Source organism: Acinetobacter sp. 161(2023) (assembly GCF_037027805.1).
GTDB lineage: Bacteria > Pseudomonadota > Gammaproteobacteria > Pseudomonadales > Moraxellaceae > Acinetobacter.
On sequence record NZ_JAZEYD010000002.1, the window covers coordinates 148,852 to 166,447 of the forward strand.

Here is a 17,596-nt window from a genome sequence, read left to right on the forward strand (position 1 = left end):
TCTTTTTGTTAAGTCATATGTCTAAAAAATGCACTAACAACACGTTATTGAAATACCAATATTTTAAACAAACACTCTTTATATCAATTTTACTAATACACTTATCAATTAAAACACAGTATAAATGAAACAAATTCATGCTTTTTGGTCAGTATGAACTGGTCCTCAAGCTCAAGTCGATGTAACATATTATGTCTTTTGAAATAACCAAGATAGGACTTTCATGCGCGAGTACGCTGTTTTTACCTCGGAATCTGTAAGCGAAGGTCATCCCGATAAAATGGCCGACCAAATTAGCGACGCTATTTTGGATGCAATCTTAAAAGAAGACCCATACGCACGTGTTGCATGTGAAACACTGGTAAAAACAGGCGCTGTTGTACTTGCTGGTGAAGTAACAACGACTGCTAATATTGATGTTGAAGCTGTTGTTCGTAATACCGTTAACGGTATTGGATATCATCACTCTGATCTTGGCTTTGATGGATCAACATGTGCTGTAATCAATATGATTGGTAAACAATCACCTGAGATTGCACAAGGTGTAGACCGTCAAAAACCTGAAGATCAAGGTGCCGGTGACCAAGGTTTGATGTTCGGTTACGCAAGCCGTGAAACAGATGTGTTAATGCCTGCTCCGATTTCTTATGCTCACCGTTTAATGGAACGTCAGGCTGAACTTCGTCGCTCAGGCGCACTTCCATGGTTACGCCCAGATGCAAAAAGCCAAGTTACTTTTGCATATGAAAATGGCAAGCCTGTACGTCTAGATGCAGTCGTTTTGTCTACTCAACATGATCCTGAAATTACTCAAAGCCAGCTTAAAGAAGCGATCATTGAAGAGATTATCAAGCCGATCATCCCTGCTGAAATGTTCCATGCTGCGACTAAGTTCCATATTAACCCAACTGGCATGTTCGTTATTGGCGGACCTGTGGGTGACTGTGGTTTAACAGGTCGTAAAATTATTGTTGATACATACGGTGGTATGGCTCGTCACGGCGGTGGTGCTTTCTCTGGTAAAGATCCATCTAAAGTTGACCGTTCTGCTGCATATGCTGGTCGTTATGTTGCAAAGAATATTGTAGCAGCAGGCCTTGCTGACAAATGTGAAATTCAAGTGAGTTACGCAATTGGTGTAGCAGAACCTACTTCAATTTCAATTAATACATTTGGTACAGCAAAAGTTTCTGATGAGTTGATTATTCAACTTGTACGTGATCATTTCGACTTAAGACCGTTTGGTATTACTCGTATGCTGGATCTTATTCAGCCAATGTATAAACAAACTGCGGCTTATGGCCACTTTGGTCGCGAAGGATCAGACACTGCATTTACATGGGAAAAAACTGATAAAGTTGAAGCCCTTAAAGATGCTGCTGGCCTCTAATATAAAGTCATAAAAAAGCCCGCCAATGAGCGGGCTTTTTTATAATTCAAATTTCATAATATGTAGGGTTTACTCTTCTAGCAACCATCCTTGATGCCATATCATTTTTATCTATGATCAAAATTTACTGTCTTGTCGTTTTATCATCTTGATTTAATACATCAAGTAATGTTGGCTGCTTCGGAGTATCTTGATGGTTCTGGACATAAATATGGACAACTTTAAATACGACAACAACCGCTAGACAAGCCATCACACAGAACATCCACAGACCATACGGGCTTCGAATATGTTGCGAACCACAATATGGACATGATTTATCAGTTGATGCCACAACTTTGTCACAACACGCACAATGGTATTGATATAGCATAGGTAACCCTCCTTCCCTCATTTCAACCGTTGTTGTTTTAATAGGTTTGCTGCATTTTTAATTTATACATCCTTTATATTTATCCTATGTGAAATGAAAAGATAATTCAATCTGAATGAACAATTGAGTCAATTTAAAAATATTTTTAAAATACAAGAAGATAAGTTAAATATTATTTTTTTTGCACTATTTTTCTTATTTTGATATTTTGCCGAATTTGTTAAAATAAATGAATAATCTCACATTTTAGGCAAATGCATGTCACATACAAAGCTCATTAATAAGGGTGGCTTTCGCGAAAGAGCCAACCGTAGTCGAGGTTATCAACAATCTGAAAACAAGCAAACTGCTCTACCTTCAAATAAATATCAACCGCAGTCAAAGCCTCAAGAAGAAACTAAATTAGAAATGGAAGATATTGATTCATCTACTTCGGTTGGCCAGAATAAATAATAATTTAAACATAAAAAAAGCTTAAACCCATGAAGTTTAAGCTTTTTCATAACACACTTAATTAATCTTTATTTTTATGTTCTATTTTTTTGTGGTCTGGAGTAACATCTCGCGCTTCACCATCAATAATGTTTGAATCATGGTATTGGCCTTGACCCCCTCCCTGCTGATTCTGCATATCTTGCATTTGACGCATTAAATCAGCAAATGGGTTTTGTTGTCCTGAAGCATTACCGCCCATACCACCCATCATTTTATTCATCATAGCTTGTTGGCGTTTTGCAAGAGTTCTCATCGCTATATTACGAAATGCGGTTTGAACACCAGGAATCAAAATTAAAATAGCCAAAACATCAGATACAAGGCCTGGCAACATTAATAAGAAACCTGCGAAAGCATAAGCAAGTTTTTTAGTTACTGTTGGATCACTACCTAGCTGGCCTGTCATCTGCATTTGCTGTAATTGAGGCATAATACCGGCAGTACTTCTGCGAATAAGCCCCAAACCAATAAAGAAAGCAATAATGAACCAAAAGAACACATACCAGCCACTGATGAACTGTGCTACGCCAATCCATACGGCAATTTCAACAATCGCGCCCAGAACCACAATAAGAAGTAAATTCATGTAAAACTTTATCTATCTCAAAAAGAAAATTCATTGCAGTTTTATTTGACTTAACCTTACTTAAGTTTCCAATAAGGATTAAGTATTTCTCTTAACACTGATTGTTCCGTCTAATTTCTAAAAAATTAACAAAAACTATCGCATTGGTAAGAGTCTGCAATACTGGAGTACATTTGATTTTAACTCGATAAAAACAAACATGCTTCATTAATAATGAGTGCTGTATCAACTTTATCAAGTGCGACTTCAAGCAGATTTGAATTTTTTTCTTCTATTTGAGCGAGAATCCCTTCAAAAAGAACGTATTTAGTCAAATAAAGTCTTATTTACTTAGCAAAGTTAGGAGTATTCCTTTGTTTACGCTGTAAAAGCTATACTGACATATAGACCTTCCTAAATAACTTACATCTTATCTATCTAAAAACAGTTCTATTCAAGTTAAATTAATTAATATCACTTCAAATTAAACTTAGTCAAAATTATGTATAAAACAGTCCTTATCGTGGCAACAACTACTCTATTTTTATCTGCCTGTTCTTCTAATACGGTAAAACAGCATCAAATACACTCTATTTCTGCTAATCAAAATTCAGAAGAAATTTATGGTAATGATCTTAAAAGAGCATCAACCGAATATGTTCCCGCTTCTACCTTTAAAATGTTAAATGCATTGATTGGACTTGAGAATCACAAGGTAACGACAACTGAAGTGTTTAAATGGGATCGGCAAAAACGTTTATTTCCTGATTGGGAAAAAGACATGACACTGGGCGATGCCATGAAAGCTTCTGCGATTCCAGTTTATCAAGAATTAGCCCGAAGAATTGGCCTTGATCTTATGTCCAAAGAGGTAAAACGAATTGGTTTCGGTAATGCGGATATTGGTTCAAAAGTAGATAATTTTTGGCTTGTTGACCCTCTAAAAATTACGCCTCAACAAGAAGCCCAGTTTGCTTATCAATTGGCCCATAAAACACTTCCATTTAGTAAAAATGTACAAGAACAAGTTCAATCAATGGTGTTCATAGAGGAAAAAAATGGAAGTAAAATTTATGCCAAAAGCGGCTGGGGATGGGATGTTAAACCACAAGTGGTTGGTTAACTGGCTGGGTCGTTCAACCACAAGGAGAAATTGTGGCATTCTCACTTAATCTAGAAATGAAAAAAGGAACTCCTAGCTCTATTCGCAAAGAAATTACTTATAAAGGTTTAGAACAACTAGGTATCTTATGAGTTGAGCACTATAGCCCAGTTTATATCTCACATTATAAACTGAGCTATTTTTTTTAAACTTGAAATTTGAAAGCTTTATTATTTACCCATCAACTGGCTGCTGTGGTGTATTTAAATTTAATTGATAAAAAGCAGCATCTAGCCATTGTCCAAACTTAAAACCGACTTGTTTAAAAGTACCTGCATGGATAAAGCCCATTTTTTCATGTAAACCAATGCTTGCCTGATTGGTCGCATCAATACAGCCAATCAACACATGTAGCTCGGCATCTTGAGCACGTTGAATCAACTCTTGCATTAAAATTTTGCTTAGTCCACAACCACGATGTTCATAATGAATATAAATACTATGTTCAACGGTATATTTATAGGCAGGAAAAGCCCTAAAGGTTCCCCAGCTCGCAAAACCCAATAGCTTGTCTGTCTCATCAACAATACCAATCACAGGAAAATCATTTTGTCTTTTAACTGAGAACCAGTTTTTCATCGACTCTTCTGAGCGCGGCAAATAGTCATATAGAGCGGTAGAATTGATAATTGCTTCATTCAGAATCTCTAATATAGCCCCTGAATGTTCTGCTTCATTACAATCAATTAAACGAAAATTGGAATTGAGGGAAAAGGTCATAAAGATTCCTTAAGGGCAGAGACGAGTTGACTAGAGACGACTAAAATATAGCGTGCGACTTGAGATGAATTATTACTGTATATAACGGGCTGGTTTAGTTGCATTGCCAAACAATCTCCTGTGCTTAAAGCATAAGAAGATTCACCTAATTGAATATCAATTTCCCCTTCAACTACCCAAAGTTGCTGTTGTACTACCTTTGTGGTTTCACTAATTTCATAAGTAATTCGTGACTGAGCTGGAAACTCAATTTCAACAATCTGAAATGGTGATTTCCAATTTGGCGGTGAAACCTGACGGCGAATATAGCCTGTTTCTGGGTCTTTCCATTCTGATTGTTGACTACGCAGAACGATGGGTTGCGGTGATTGATTACCTTGTTGGCTAGCAAACAGTTGAGTCAAAGGTACATCTAAACCGTTTGCTAGCTTTTCAAGGACAACCGCGGTTGGGCTCGCTTCACCTCTTTCGATTAAAGAAATTGCAGAACGGCTTACCTGACATCGTGTAGCAAGAACATCAAGCGTATATCCACGAGCCAAACGCAGTTCACGTACTTGCTGTGCAATGCGAATGTTAATATCTTCCATACACTCACAAATTCCATTTCTAAAATTCTAGACAAATATTCCACCAAACTAGAATATTGTCAATTATTAAAGAATTTCATTGTTTGGGAAATATTGGAAACTATTCTTTGTAGTAACCAAAATAGAAGCTAATTAAAAAACGAAAAATAACCACTCATAAGTGACTTGCTTAAATAACTCATGCAGATCATATTTTGGTATGTAACAATACCTTTAAATTATTTATGTAAGCCTTCGCATGTCTTTGATTATTGGGATTGATCCTGGTTCACGCTTAACAGGTTATGGAATCATTGAAAAAGATGGTAGTAAACTACGTTTTATCGATGCAGGCACTATCCGAACAGAAACAAAAGAAATGCCTGAACGCTTAAAACGCATCTTTGCTGGAATTGAACGTATTGTTAAATTTCATGGTCCAACTGAAGCTGCCGTCGAGCAAGTCTTTATGGCTCAGAACCCAGACTCTGCTTTAAAACTTGGACAAGCACGTGGCGCGGCAATAGCCGCTTTGGTCAATTTAGATTTACAAGTTGCAGAATATACCGCTCGTCAAATTAAACAGTCCGTAGTGGGTTATGGCGCTGCGGATAAAGAACAAGTACAAATGATGGTCATGCGATTACTTAACCTAACCGTTAAACCTCAATCTGATGCAGCCGATGCACTAGCAGCAGCAATTTGCCATGCTCATGCATCTGGAAGCATGAGCAAACTGTCTGTCCTTAATGCCTTAGGTGGAATGGCACGTGGACGAAGCCGCTCTAGTAGTCGTAGACGTTAAAGCTTTATGAGTTCACTACTTGAGTAATTGCTTCATTCATTTGATAAGCCTGTAAACCTCGCATACCTTGTTTTGCAAGTTGATCTCCTGCCTGAGCATGCAGGGTAACAATTTCATGTAATGCAATACCTTTGTGGAACTGGGCTTTTAAGCTTGCAATCATTCCAGCTAATACATCTCCCATTCCACCAGTTCCCATACCAGCATTACCTTCGGTACAAACATACAAGTCATCCTCTAAAATTAAGCTACCCGCTCCTTTCAGCACCCACTGACCTGCATATTTATGTTGCAAGGCATAAATTGCAGCAATTCGGTCATTTTCAATTTGCGCTGTAGAACAACCAAGTAAGGTAGCAGCCTCTCCTGGATGAGGTGTTAAATATAAATGCGCATTCAATTTCTGAGGCTGTTTAGCTAGAAACCATAAAGCATCTGCATCTAAAACAGTTTCTAGGTGTGTACTCTGATTTAACAAATTAAACCATTGTTGATAAATTTGCTTTGCCCAATTATCACGTCCTAACCCCATTCCAAAACATACAGCATCAACCTGAGATAAAATATCTTGAATCGACTTTTCATCTAAACCGTTAATATCACGAAGCATAATATTAGGAGCCCGCGACAAAATAGCTTGATGATGCTTTTGATGACAAACTACTGTGACTTTACCTGCACCTGCATGAAAAGCAGCTTCAGCAGCCATAATGACAGCGCCACCCATTTGCTCATGTCCACCAACCACTAAAACATGCCCATAACTCCCTTTATGACCAAATGCCATACGTTTAGGAAGTTTAATACTTGTGGGTGCTAAATAAGCTAATGGTTTCAGTTCTTGGTCGATAGGAATTAAATCAATTAAATGAAGCTCGCCAGTATATTCTTTACCTTGACCTGTAAATAATCCGGCTTTAAGTCCTAAAACTGTAAATGTATGATCAGCTCGTATTGCACAAGGTAAGGCACAACCTGTATTTGCATGTAAGCCACTCGGTATATCAATCGAAATTTTTAAGCCAGTTTGCTCATTAAATTGTTGAATAATCTGTTGCCAATTAGAGTTTAATTCGCGATTTAAGCCTATGCCAAATAGAGCATCAATATGACAATCAAAAGTTCTTTTAACATTAAAATTTTGATGAATCGGAACTTTCTTTTCTATAGCAAATTGCGCTGCACAATGTAAATCGTTTGACTCACCCAATTGAGCCGCAAATATTTCAACGTGAAATCCAGCTTGTTTTAGATAACTTGCTATAAAGTAGCCATCACCTGCGTTATTACCTTGTCCGCACCAAACAGCAATCTCATTAATAGTACGATCTTTAAAAAGCTCAATAAACTGCTGAGCGATTGACCAAGCTGCTTGTTGCATTAAACCTAATGAAGAGTTTTGAGCAGCAAACCAACGTTGCTCCCATGCTCTAATATCATCGCTATGGTAAACTACCGCCTGCATATTATTATCCTCTTGCATTTTGGTTTATGACATCTTCCGATACATCACGCATTGCAGTGCAACAACTTGATCCTCATGAATTAAAAGCATGGATCAAAGCTCAAGCATTAGACTTAGGTTTTGCTGATTGTGTCATTGCAAAACCAGATGCTCAAGAGCAAATGCCACGTTTTTTAGAATATCTTGAACGTGGTTATCATGCAGACATGACCTATTTAGAAGAAAATCTAGAAAAACGAGCCGACCCTACATTATTAGTTCCCGGCACAAAAAGTATTATTTGTGTGCGTATGAACTATCTGGTCGAATCTCCAAAACCTCGATATGTACCTTTCGAACCAAACTCTGCGATTATTGCTCGTTATGCACGTGGCCGTGATTACCATAAAGTCATGCGTGGCAGATTGAAAACTTTAGCAACACGAATTCGTGAAAAAGTCGGCGATTTTGAATCTCGTCCTTTTGCCGATTCGGCGCCTATTTTTGAAAAATCGTTGGCTGAAAGTGCAGGAATGGGTTGGACAGGTAAACATACTTTGCTCATTCACAAAAAATCAGGTTCTTTTTTTGTATTAGGCGAGCTCTTTACATCACTCGATTTACCTTTCGATGAACCTGCAACAGCACATTGTGGTTCTTGTAATGCTTGTATTGATATTTGTCCGACGCAAGCGATTGTCGAGCCTTATATGCTAGATGCAAGGCGTTGCATTGCTTATTTAACTATCGAATACAAAGGAATTATTGCTGAAGAATTACGTGCGGGTATTGGTAATCGAATTTTTGGTTGTGATGATTGCCAATTAATTTGTCCATGGAATAGTTTTGCCAAAACTGCGTCCATTAGCGATTTCAATCCTAGAAATGGATTAGACAATATTAGTCTACTGGATATCTGGCAGTGGGATGAAGCCACTTTTTTAGCCAATACAGAAGGTAGCCCTATCCGCCGGACAGGTTATCAATCATTTAAACGTAATATTGCTATCGGTTTAGGAAATGCTCCTTATTCAAAAGAAATTGTAGATCAGCTACACAAAGGCAAAGTTTTGCATGATGAGATTGTCAATGTGCATATTGATTGGGCAATTGAACAGCAACTTAATCAACTTCAGCTATCAAATTAAAAAAATGATGTTTTTTGCCCTATAGCTTTAATACGAATTCTGTATGATTATGTGTAGTGAATTAATGCCATCATCATGGATATGACAATGACTCTACGTAATGATTGGAATCGTGAAGAAATCCAAGCTTTATATGAACAACCCTTTTTGGATTTAGTTTTCAAGGCTCAGCAAGTACATCGCGAGCACTTCACTGCCAATGCGATTCAGGTCAGCACCCTTTTATCTATTAAAACGGGTAAATGCCCTGAAGATTGCAAATACTGCTCACAATCGGCACATTACGAATCAAAATTAGAAGCAGAAAAACGTATTGCTGTAGAAAAAGTGATTAGCGAAGCAAAAGCTGCAAAAGATTCAGGTTCTTCACGTTTTTGTATGGGTGCTGCTTGGCGTAACCCACATGAGCGTGATATGCCTTATGTTTTAGAAATGGTACGTGAAGTAAAAGCTTTAGGTTTGGAAACTTGCATGACTTTAGGAATGCTTAACCAATCTCAAGCAGAGCGCCTACAAGTTGCTGGTTTAGATTATTACAATCACAACCTAGATACATCTCGTGAGTACTACTCTCACATCATTAGCACACGTACTTTTGATGATCGTTTAAATACCCTAGATTATGTTCGCCAAGCTGGTATGAAAGTTTGTAGTGGCGGCATTGTAGGTTTAGGCGAAAGTCGTGATGACCGTGTTGGTTTATTACATGAATTAGCTACGCTACCAATTCATCCTGAATCTGTACCAATTAACATGCTTGTTCCAATTGAAGGAACACCGTTAGCAGATGTTGAAAAGCTTGATGTAATTGAATGGATCCGCACTATTGCAGTTGCGCGCATTATTATGCCACATAGCTATATTCGTTTATCTGCTGGTCGTGAATCATTAAGTGATTCAGATCAAGCATTAGCATTTATGGCAGGTGCAAACTCATTATTCTCTGGTGACAAATTACTCACCACACCAAATGCAGGGGAAGGTAAAGACCAAGCGTTGTTTAATAAACTTGGCTTAACTGCAGAAAAACCAAAACCAACAGTTGCTGATTTATCAGTAAATGCTATGAGCGCATAACTCAAGGCAGTAAAATAAAAAAGCCCTGATTATTCAGGGCTTTTTATTTAAACAGAAGTAACTAAAATTCCATAAGTGGCATTAAGAAATGTCCCTACTCGAATAATGTCTTTTCCTGCTGCATGCGTTACAGACAACTCTTGGCTCAACACATCAAAATTAAAGGAATCAAAAACATCCTGATGATGTAAAAGCCAAGTCACTGTATCTGCTAAATTCTCATCTGCAATATAAGTTAAGGCTTTAAAGTCTTTACTCATAAATCACTCTTAAAAATAAATTTTATGAATTTTATATGAGTTAACTCTACCTTAAAAGACAAACTAAGCTGCTTTAGGGTTCACTAAAGAACGACCCGACAACAAGCTTGTCAAAGCTTGTGGTGAGAATTCCAAAGAAAGCACATGATTCTTAAGGTTAACAGAATGCTTACTGATCAGTGGAAGTAAACCCTCTTCTGTTTCAAAGACGTATTCATCTGCAATATTTAAGATACCTTCGAGATTAGTTGTACTCGAAGCAAGATCGTGACTAAAGATGTCATAAATCGTTTGTAAGTTAAACGATGTCTGCTGCTCCGTTGGGTGCTTAATGAGATAATCTTTCAAAAACAGAACGAGTTTATGAGCAAAGAAAAAGTAATTAGGTTTATAGCTATACTTGATACTATTCATGGAACGGAACTCCAGATTATCTTTTATTGAATTACAACTAAAACAGTAGGAATTGAATCTTAAAAAATTCTTAAAAAAAAAATATATTTAATAAGATACGCACAATTATTTTTAATGTTTAAAAACAATTAGTTATATTGAAAAATAGAAAAATTTCAGCTTAAATGTTTTAAAGTTGGATTAATTTAATAAAATACAATTACTTAAATATTACATGTTTTTTATTTTATTTAAAGAATGAATTTCCAATATATTTTACCAAACGATAAAATACATCTTCAAATATTTTATTAATAAAAAATAACTGATCAAAATATATATAAATATAATGTTTTTCTTGTTTTTTAGTTGAAAAGTGATATATTTTCTTCGCCTTACTTAAGCAGAATAAACTTGCTAAAAAGTAATGGATTTTATTTTAAAAGGCTATTCTGGGGATTTTATGAAAAAATTTATTTTTATGGCAGCGGTTTCTCTCTTAAATATAACAAATGCACAAGCTGCAGATGGCACAATCACTATTAATGGTCTTGTCACAGATAATACTTGTACTATTGATACTGGAGATAAAAACCTAACAATCAATCTGCCTACAGTTTCATCTCAAACTTTAAAAAATGCAGGTGACGTAGCGGGTCGTACCCCATTTCAGATTAATCTAACGAACTGCGCTTCTGCTGGCAAAGTAGCAACTTATTTTGAACCTGGTGCTACCGTTGATTTTAATACGGGTCGTTTATTAAACCAAGCAACCTCAGGCGGGGCAACAAATGTGAATATCCAGTTGCTCGGTAGTAATAATGCGGTAATCCCTGTACTTGCTACTGGTACGAATGGAGCTCAGACTAACTCAGAGTGGGTGAACGTTTCAGCTGGTGGGAATGCTGACCTTAACTATTATGCTGAATATTATGCTACAGGTGCTTCTACTGCTGGTACGGTAACCTCGCAAGTAAAATACACCATTATTTATCAATAAAATTAAAATTGAAGCTTCTATTTCTAGATAGAAGCTATCTCCTATCTATTATGCATTATTGAGAATATGACTCATGCTTTTTCGTGGTCGTAAGTTTTTTTGGGGATTAGTTTGCCTACAGGTAGCACTATCTACCACAGGTCATACTGAAATTGTTTTACATGGAACTCGTGTCATTTATCCTTCAAATGCACGTGAGATCACATTACAACTGAGTAATAATGGTACAGCTCCCTCTCTCGTTCAAGCTTGGATCGATGATGGAAATGCAAAGTTGACTCCTGATCAAGCAAATGTGCCCTTCATTATTACGCCACCGATTTCACGAGTAGAAGCGACTAAGGGGCAAACTTTAAGAATTACAGCTCTACCTAATGCTTCTCAATTAAGTCAGCAACAAGAATCAATTTTTTGGCTTAATGTTTTAGATATACCTCCTAAGCCCGAAGGAAAAACTCAACAAGACCAAAGCCCCCCAATTTCTAATAATTTTTTACAGCTCGCTGTTCGCTCACGAATTAAATTCTTTTATCGCCCTATAGATCTAAAAGAAAATATTGAACAGCTAAGTGAAAAAGTTCAATGGAAAATAAATGATCAATATCTAGTAGTGAAGAATCCAACCCCCTTTTTCCTCACTATCACTTCCATTTTTCAAGGAACTGAAAACCATAAAGCAGACTTGTTACAACAAGGTTTAATGGTTGCCCCTTTTTCTGAAGATAAAATAAAACTTAAAAATAAAAATGTAGCAGAGATGAGCTTTGTATATATCAATGATTATGGTGGTCGAGTTGAGCACCCAATAAAGTTCTAACCTTACTGTATTACTTAAGAAAACCTAAATACCTATCATGAATAGGCTCTAAAACTATGTCTAAATGGTTTATACCTTATATATGTTTAAAAAGCCCTTTTATTTATTATTTGACCTCAAGTATGGCGGTATTCATGCCTTTGGTTGCATATGCCACAAATAATACTGATGTTTCAAGTTTCTCAAAAGCAGAGTTTGATAGCAATTTTTTAGTAGGTAATGCGCAAAAAATTGATATTGGTCGTTTCAAATACGGAAATCCTATATTACCTGGTGAATATAGCTTAGATGTCTATATTAACGGCCAATGGCTAGGTAAGCGACGCATGCGTTTTAATGCTCGCATTCCTAATGTAAATGCCGAAACCTGTTTCACAGAAGCCATGTTACTAGAATATGGCGTAAAAGCTGATGTGCTTAGCCAACATTCTCATGCATCGTCTCTTTCTTGCGATGCACTAGGCACTTGGCTAGATAATGCTTTTTATTTATTTGATAGCTCCCGTTTAAGAATTGATATTTCTATACCACAAGCCACATTAGAAAAAAATGCACAGGGCTATATCGATCCACATCTTTGGGATAGAGGGATTAATGCAGCTTTTTTGACATATAACACGACTGCTTATCGAATAGTTAATGAACACAATGAAATCACTTATGCATTTATGGGAGCTAATCTTGGAGCAAATTTAGCGAGTTGGCAATTTCGCCATAATGGGCAATGGAAATGGCAAGACAATACTGATTTTCAGCCTAATAATTCTTCTTACACTTCAACAAATACATATATACAAAAAGCATTTCCGAAAATTCAGGGTGTTCTGACTTTAGGAGATTATTTTACTAATAGTGATTTTATCGATTCTTTACCGTATCGCGGGATGAATATTTCAAGTGATGACCGAATGCTTCCAAACAGTATGCTCGGTTACGCTCCTAGAGTGAGAGGTTATGCAAAAACCAATGCGAAAGTCGAGGTTAGGCAACAAGGTAATTTAATTTATCAGACAACGGTACCCCCCGGAAACTTTGAAATTAATGATCTTTACCCAACCGGATTTGGGGGCGAGCTACAAGTTTCAGTAATTGAATCTAATGGAGTCATTCAAAAATTCTCTATTCCCTATGCCTCTGTCGTCGAAATGCTACGCCCCCAGATGAGTCGATATTCTTTCACTTTAGGGCAATTTCGAGACTCAAACCTGAGCCTAAATCCGTGGCTAATACAGGCCAAATATCACCGAGGAATTAATAATTACCTCACAACTTACAGTGCCGTACAAGCAACCAAGCAGTATCTCTCGTTATTACTAGGTACAGCTTTTTCAACACCAATTGGAGCTATCTCTTTTGATGCCTCTCAATCAAAAGCTGAGTTTGATCATCAGCCCAAAATGGCAGGACAAAGTTATCGTTTAAGTTACAGTAGACTATTTTCCCCAACAAATACTAATTTAACATTAGCGACTTATCGTTATTCAACAGAAAACTACCTTAAATTGCGTGATGCAATTTTAATGCAAGATTTACAACAACAAAATATTGATAGTTTTTCTGTAGGCAAACAAAAAAGTGAATTCCAGATTACTTTAAATCAAGTTCTTACAAAGCAATGGGGAAATTTTTATTTAGTAGGTTCATGGATAAACTATTGGAATCAACCCACGACCAATAAGCAGTTTCAATTAGGTTATAGCAATCAATTTAAAGATTTAACTTATAGTTTATCTGCAATTAGCAACGAGATTGATGAAGGAACCACTCGCACAAGTCGAGATACGCAGTACCTTGCTTCTTTATCTTTTCCATTAGATTTTAAGAAAAATTCTCTGACTTTAAATAGTGTTATTGATGAGAATAGTCAGACCTTAAGCTTCAGTGGCTTTACAGGAAATCGCTTAAACTACGGCGCATCAATTTCTTCTCAGGCTCATGGTCAAACTAACCTGAATATTAATGGTACCTATAAAACAAACTATACAACACTAGGTGCTTCATTAAGTCACGCAAATTCATACCAACAAGAAATGCTTAACTTCAGTGGCAATGTTATTGCACATTCTCAAGGAATTCTATTTGGGCCAGATCAGGCTCAAACCATAGTTCTGGTCTATGCACCAGATGCTACTGGAGCACAAGTCGGTAACGCACCCGGGCTCAGTATTAACAAAAAGGGATATGCCGTTATTCCCTATGTTACGCCTTACCGTATGAATGACATCAGTCTTGACCCACAAGACATGTCCACCCAAGTTGAACTTGCTGAAAGTAGCTTACGGATTGCCCCTTATGCTGGCTCGATCAGTAAAGTTCAATTCTCAACAAAAAAAGGTTATGCACTTTTTATTAGTACGACAATGTTAGATGGCTCACATCTACCTTTTGCCGCACAGGTATACAACCAGAATAACGAAGCGGTAGGCATTGTTGCACAAGGCAGTCGCATCTATTTACGAACATCTTTAACCCATGACCGTTTATATGTGAAATGGGGCGAAACGAGTACTGAAAAATGCGAAATTGAATACGATATAGCGGATCAAATAACACATAAAAACCAACCAATTATTATGACAAAGGCAGTCTGTAAATGAATAATATTTTAAAAAAAATTGGCTTTTTGGCAGTGAGCCTATTTGCTTATAGCCATACAAATGCAAATTGTAATTTAAGTAAAGGATTTACTACCGTCGATATTCCAATGACTATAGGTAAAATCGTAGTAAAACCAAATGATCCAATAGGAACGATTTTACAAAAGAATACTTTTACAATTTCGCCTAATAATTCAACTGCAACGTGTAATCGTGCGAGTGATCAAATTATTGCAGCCCTTCCCTTAAATTATCCAATTAGTCCAATAGGCAATAATGTTTATGCGACCAATATTCCTGGGATTGGTATTCGTCTTTACCGTGAAGCTGCCGATGCTTCAGATTTTTCTGGATATTATCCCTATAGACGCACATTAACACCAAATAAAGCATATACACTTTCCCCAGGATATTTTGTTATGGAGGTTATTAAAACTGCTGCGACTACTGGTTCTGGTGCATTAGTGGCTGGCCGTTACAGCACTTATTATGTATCAGGACAACAAAATCGCCCATTTTTAACAACAACCGTATTAAGTAATGCCCCTATTCTTATTGCGTCCTCATCTTGTGAAATTCAAAATGGTGTAGATACACCAGTCCAACTTCCAACAGTGATGAAATCTGGTTTTAAAACTATTGGTTCAACTCAAGGAGAACAGAGTTTTAATCTATCAATTTTATGTAATGGTGGAGAAAACAACTCGGGTACAGCCACAAGTAACATGATTAGCTTAAGTTTTGATTATAATTCTGATACCTCAAATAATCAGGTGATTAACAATAGTGCAGCGAATTCAATAAAAGCTAATGGTGTAGGTGTTGAACTATTATGGAATATGAATGGAGCAAATAAGCCGATCCAAAAAGCAACCAAGCTAAATATAGGTATGGTGAGTTCCAACCAAACTATAGAATATGATATTCCTTTAACTGCACGTTACTATCAGACCACCACCAATGTAACCGCAGGAGAGGTTAAAGCCACAGCGACTGTGACCATTCAATATGATTAGCTATTATCTATAAAATGACTAAAAATAAAAAAGCTTAGGGCTACTGAGGAAAGTCAAAAATATTAGTATTTTTAAACTTTGTAGTTATATTAATAAATCACATAAAAAAATGCTCATAAGCAAAAATAGCAAATGAGCATTAGTGACAACCACTTAACCTGAAATACAAATTGTGGGAAATAGATCACAATTTGCATGGGTATAATTTCAAAATTTGGCTTAAAGATCAAGTCTTTTTTTTAACAAAAATTTAAAAACACACTATAAAGTACTGTTTTAAATAAATTAAAAAAATAAATTTAATTTATAAAAGCTATTTTATAGTGTTTCTAAAGAATTACCATTCTATTAATTAATAAAAACTTAATTTTAAGAAAAATTAAGTCACTGATGAAGTTCACCATATTTAAATCTATTTAAATTTCACAATGTTATATCAAAATAATAAAAAATTAAATTATGCATAATTACATAAATTATAATAAAAAAAACATAAATAAATTTAGAAATACCCTTCAATTGCAAATAATATATTTTAGACTTCTTATCAGAACGTAACATGCTCATTTTTTGGAAAATATTATGTATCTTATTACTAAGTCTAGGTGCTACAAGTATAGGTTTAGCGATTAGTAAAATCGATCTTTTTCTTTTTTTTATAGGTTTACTTTTCTTAATTTGCTTTATCTTAGCTTTAATGCAAGCGCGTGAAGACGCGGGTTTCTTTCCTGATAATTAACATATAAACAAGAGAATAGTTTAAGTTAGAAATAAATCTATTAGGGATAAAGCTTCTCCAAATAGTTCAAAAACTTACCAATTCAGCTACCCGATGTTTACAATAAACCACTCTACTAGTCTAATAGATTGTCTGGTTCTCTTATTTCTTAAGATTTATATTTTGAACGGTTCGAAGCAGCTCACAAGAAAATCCATTACTACTCGTATAGCAGGACTATGCCGTAAATCTTCATGTGTAACTAACCAAATTTCAGCACTCATCGGATAATCATCTTGCAGCCTTACTAAATTGCTAAGTGCTCCTAAAAAATCAGGTAACACAGCTAAACCTAATTCCCCACATGCAGCTCTCCACTGTAACTCAGGATGGTTTGTAACCATTACAGATTCTTTATTGCCTAATCGTTCTTTTAACTTCTGCTGTTTTTGACCATGTACCCCGCCTACCTCTACGCTAATCCACTCATAACTTTCAGGATCAGTTGAAGCTAAATAATTTGGAGCAGCATATATTCCAAAAGGAATCTCACCTACTTTGCGAGCAACTAAATTCTCATCCTTAGGACGTCCAAATCTTACCGCAATATCAGCTTCATTATGGTGTAAAGAAACATAGTGGACATCACCAAGCACACGTAGTTTTAACTGAGGATAATGACGATAAAATCTCCCCAGATGAGGCATGATGAGATGTGCAGCAGTTAAGGGAGGCATACTAATAGAAACACTACCCATCACTTCTTGCTGACCAGCCTGAGTTAAACGTTCAATAGAAAAAGTTTCTTCCATCATACGAGAAACCACTTGTGCAAGGCGTTCCCCATCTGGGGTAAGTATGTATGTGCGTGGTCTACGATCAACTAATTTGAGTTTTAAATTTTGTTCTAGTTGAGCAATTCTTCTGGATACAGTTGCATGGTCTACCCCCAACTTTCTTGCGGCAGCTGACAGTGACTTTTCTTCTGTAAAAACTGAAAAGTAATGTAAATTTTCCCAATCAATCATTGTGCAAATTTTCACATTA

General features: G+C 36.3%; 19 protein-coding genes and 1 pseudogene. 11 read left to right on the top strand and 9 right to left on the bottom strand.

What is annotated here, in order from left to right:
- The first annotated feature begins 223 nt into the window (after positions 1–223).
- Positions 224–1,390, top strand: a complete 1,167-nt coding sequence (gene metK, locus WA249_RS02420; RefSeq protein ID WP_016138342.1) for a methionine adenosyltransferase — start codon at positions 224–226, stop codon at positions 1,388–1,390.
- Positions 1,391–1,514: 124 nt separating this feature from the next.
- On the opposite strand, the gene WA249_RS02425 is transcribed toward metK, so the two are convergent.
- Positions 1,515–1,763: a hypothetical protein gene (locus tag WA249_RS02425; protein ID WP_336166305.1), complete on the bottom strand. Its 249-nt coding sequence runs from the start codon at positions 1,761–1,763 to the stop codon at positions 1,515–1,517.
- 258 nt (positions 1,764–2,021) lie between these two features.
- On the opposite strand from WA249_RS02425, the gene WA249_RS02430 reads away from it, so the two are divergent.
- Positions 2,022–2,216: a hypothetical protein gene (locus WA249_RS02430; protein ID WP_336166306.1), complete on the top strand. Its 195-nt coding sequence runs from the start codon at positions 2,022–2,024 to the stop codon at positions 2,214–2,216.
- A gap of 61 nt (positions 2,217–2,277) precedes the next feature.
- On the opposite strand, the gene WA249_RS02435 is transcribed toward WA249_RS02430, so the two are convergent.
- Together WA249_RS02435 and WA249_RS02440 are read right to left on the bottom strand one after the other, a co-directional pair.
- Positions 2,278–2,844, bottom strand: a complete 567-nt coding sequence (locus WA249_RS02435) for an FxsA family protein (RefSeq protein WP_336166308.1) — start codon at positions 2,842–2,844, stop codon at positions 2,278–2,280.
- 179 nt (positions 2,845–3,023) lie between these two features.
- Positions 3,024–3,158: a hypothetical protein gene (locus WA249_RS02440; RefSeq protein WP_336166310.1), complete on the bottom strand. Its 135-nt coding sequence runs from the start codon at positions 3,156–3,158 to the stop codon at positions 3,024–3,026.
- A gap of 167 nt (positions 3,159–3,325) precedes the next feature.
- Between WA249_RS02440 and blaOXA the strand changes: the two are divergent.
- Positions 3,326–4,077, top strand: a pseudogene (gene blaOXA / locus WA249_RS02445) (class D beta-lactamase).
- 82 nt (positions 4,078–4,159) lie between these two features.
- On the opposite strand, the gene WA249_RS02450 reads toward blaOXA, so the two are convergent.
- Both WA249_RS02450 and WA249_RS02455 read right to left on the bottom strand, forming a co-directional pair.
- Positions 4,160–4,705 carry a GNAT family N-acetyltransferase gene (locus WA249_RS02450; RefSeq protein ID WP_336166311.1) on the bottom strand — a complete coding sequence of 182 codons (546 nt, stop codon included), beginning with the start codon at positions 4,703–4,705 and terminating at the stop codon, positions 4,160–4,162.
- Complete coding sequence (locus WA249_RS02455) at positions 4,702–5,295, bottom strand: helix-turn-helix domain-containing protein (RefSeq protein ID WP_336166313.1); 594 nt, start codon at positions 5,293–5,295, stop codon at positions 4,702–4,704. Before WA249_RS02455 ends, WA249_RS02450 begins: the two co-directional genes overlap by 4 nt.
- Positions 5,296–5,533: 238 nt before the next feature.
- Here WA249_RS02455 and ruvC point away from each other — a divergent pair, with 238 nt between their 5' ends.
- Positions 5,534–6,079: a crossover junction endodeoxyribonuclease RuvC gene (gene ruvC / locus WA249_RS02460; RefSeq protein ID WP_016138349.1), complete on the top strand. Its 546-nt coding sequence runs from the start codon at positions 5,534–5,536 to the stop codon at positions 6,077–6,079.
- A gap of 4 nt (positions 6,080–6,083) precedes the next feature.
- On the opposite strand, the gene WA249_RS02465 is transcribed toward ruvC, so the two are convergent.
- Complete coding sequence (locus tag WA249_RS02465; protein WP_336166315.1) at positions 6,084–7,544, bottom strand: NAD(P)H-hydrate dehydratase; 1,461 nt, start codon at positions 7,542–7,544, stop codon at positions 6,084–6,086.
- Positions 7,545–7,570: 26 nt separating this feature from the next.
- Here WA249_RS02465 and queG point away from each other — a divergent pair, with 26 nt between their 5' ends.
- Both queG and bioB read left to right on the top strand, forming a co-directional pair.
- Complete coding sequence (gene queG / locus WA249_RS02470) at positions 7,571–8,671, top strand: tRNA epoxyqueuosine(34) reductase QueG (protein ID WP_336166317.1); 1,101 nt, start codon at positions 7,571–7,573, stop codon at positions 8,669–8,671.
- 87 nt (positions 8,672–8,758) lie between these two features.
- Positions 8,759–9,748, top strand: coding sequence for a biotin synthase BioB (gene bioB, locus WA249_RS02475; RefSeq protein ID WP_004642579.1), 990 nt, complete (start codon positions 8,759–8,761; stop codon positions 9,746–9,748).
- A gap of 47 nt (positions 9,749–9,795) precedes the next feature.
- Here bioB and WA249_RS02480 read toward each other — a convergent pair whose 3' ends face one another.
- On the bottom strand, positions 9,796–10,008 hold the full coding sequence (locus WA249_RS02480) for a hypothetical protein (RefSeq protein ID WP_336166319.1): 213 nt from the start codon (positions 10,006–10,008) through the stop codon (positions 9,796–9,798).
- Positions 10,009–10,071: 63 nt separating this feature from the next.
- Positions 10,072–10,422 (bottom strand): hypothetical protein, encoded by a 351-nt coding sequence (locus tag WA249_RS02485; protein WP_336166320.1) that lies wholly within the window; start codon positions 10,420–10,422, stop codon positions 10,072–10,074.
- 442 nt (positions 10,423–10,864) lie between these two features.
- Here WA249_RS02485 and WA249_RS02490 point away from each other — a divergent pair, with 442 nt between their 5' ends.
- From WA249_RS02490 to WA249_RS02510, 5 genes are all read left to right on the top strand, one after another.
- On the top strand, positions 10,865–11,401 hold the full coding sequence (locus tag WA249_RS02490) for a fimbrial protein (RefSeq protein ID WP_442891948.1): 537 nt from the start codon (positions 10,865–10,867) through the stop codon (positions 11,399–11,401).
- A gap of 73 nt (positions 11,402–11,474) precedes the next feature.
- Complete coding sequence (locus WA249_RS02495) at positions 11,475–12,218, top strand: fimbrial biogenesis chaperone (RefSeq protein ID WP_336166323.1); 744 nt, start codon at positions 11,475–11,477, stop codon at positions 12,216–12,218.
- Between the two features lie 140 nt (positions 12,219–12,358).
- Positions 12,359–14,815 carry a fimbria/pilus outer membrane usher protein gene (locus WA249_RS02500; protein ID WP_336166454.1) on the top strand — a complete coding sequence of 819 codons (2,457 nt, stop codon included), beginning with the start codon at positions 12,359–12,361 and terminating at the stop codon, positions 14,813–14,815.
- Positions 14,812–15,831 (top strand): fimbrial protein, encoded by a 1,020-nt coding sequence (locus tag WA249_RS02505; protein WP_336166324.1) that lies wholly within the window; start codon positions 14,812–14,814, stop codon positions 15,829–15,831. The genes WA249_RS02500 and WA249_RS02505 overlap by 4 nt, the downstream gene beginning before the upstream one ends.
- Positions 15,832–16,390: 559 nt before the next feature.
- Positions 16,391–16,570, top strand: coding sequence for a hypothetical protein (locus WA249_RS02510; RefSeq protein WP_336166326.1), 180 nt, complete (start codon positions 16,391–16,393; stop codon positions 16,568–16,570).
- Between the two features lie 155 nt (positions 16,571–16,725).
- Here WA249_RS02510 and WA249_RS02515 read toward each other — a convergent pair whose 3' ends face one another.
- Positions 16,726–17,577 carry a LysR family transcriptional regulator gene (locus WA249_RS02515; RefSeq protein WP_336166327.1) on the bottom strand — a complete coding sequence of 284 codons (852 nt, stop codon included), beginning with the start codon at positions 17,575–17,577 and terminating at the stop codon, positions 16,726–16,728.
- Between the last annotated feature and the right edge of the window lie 19 nt (positions 17,578–17,596).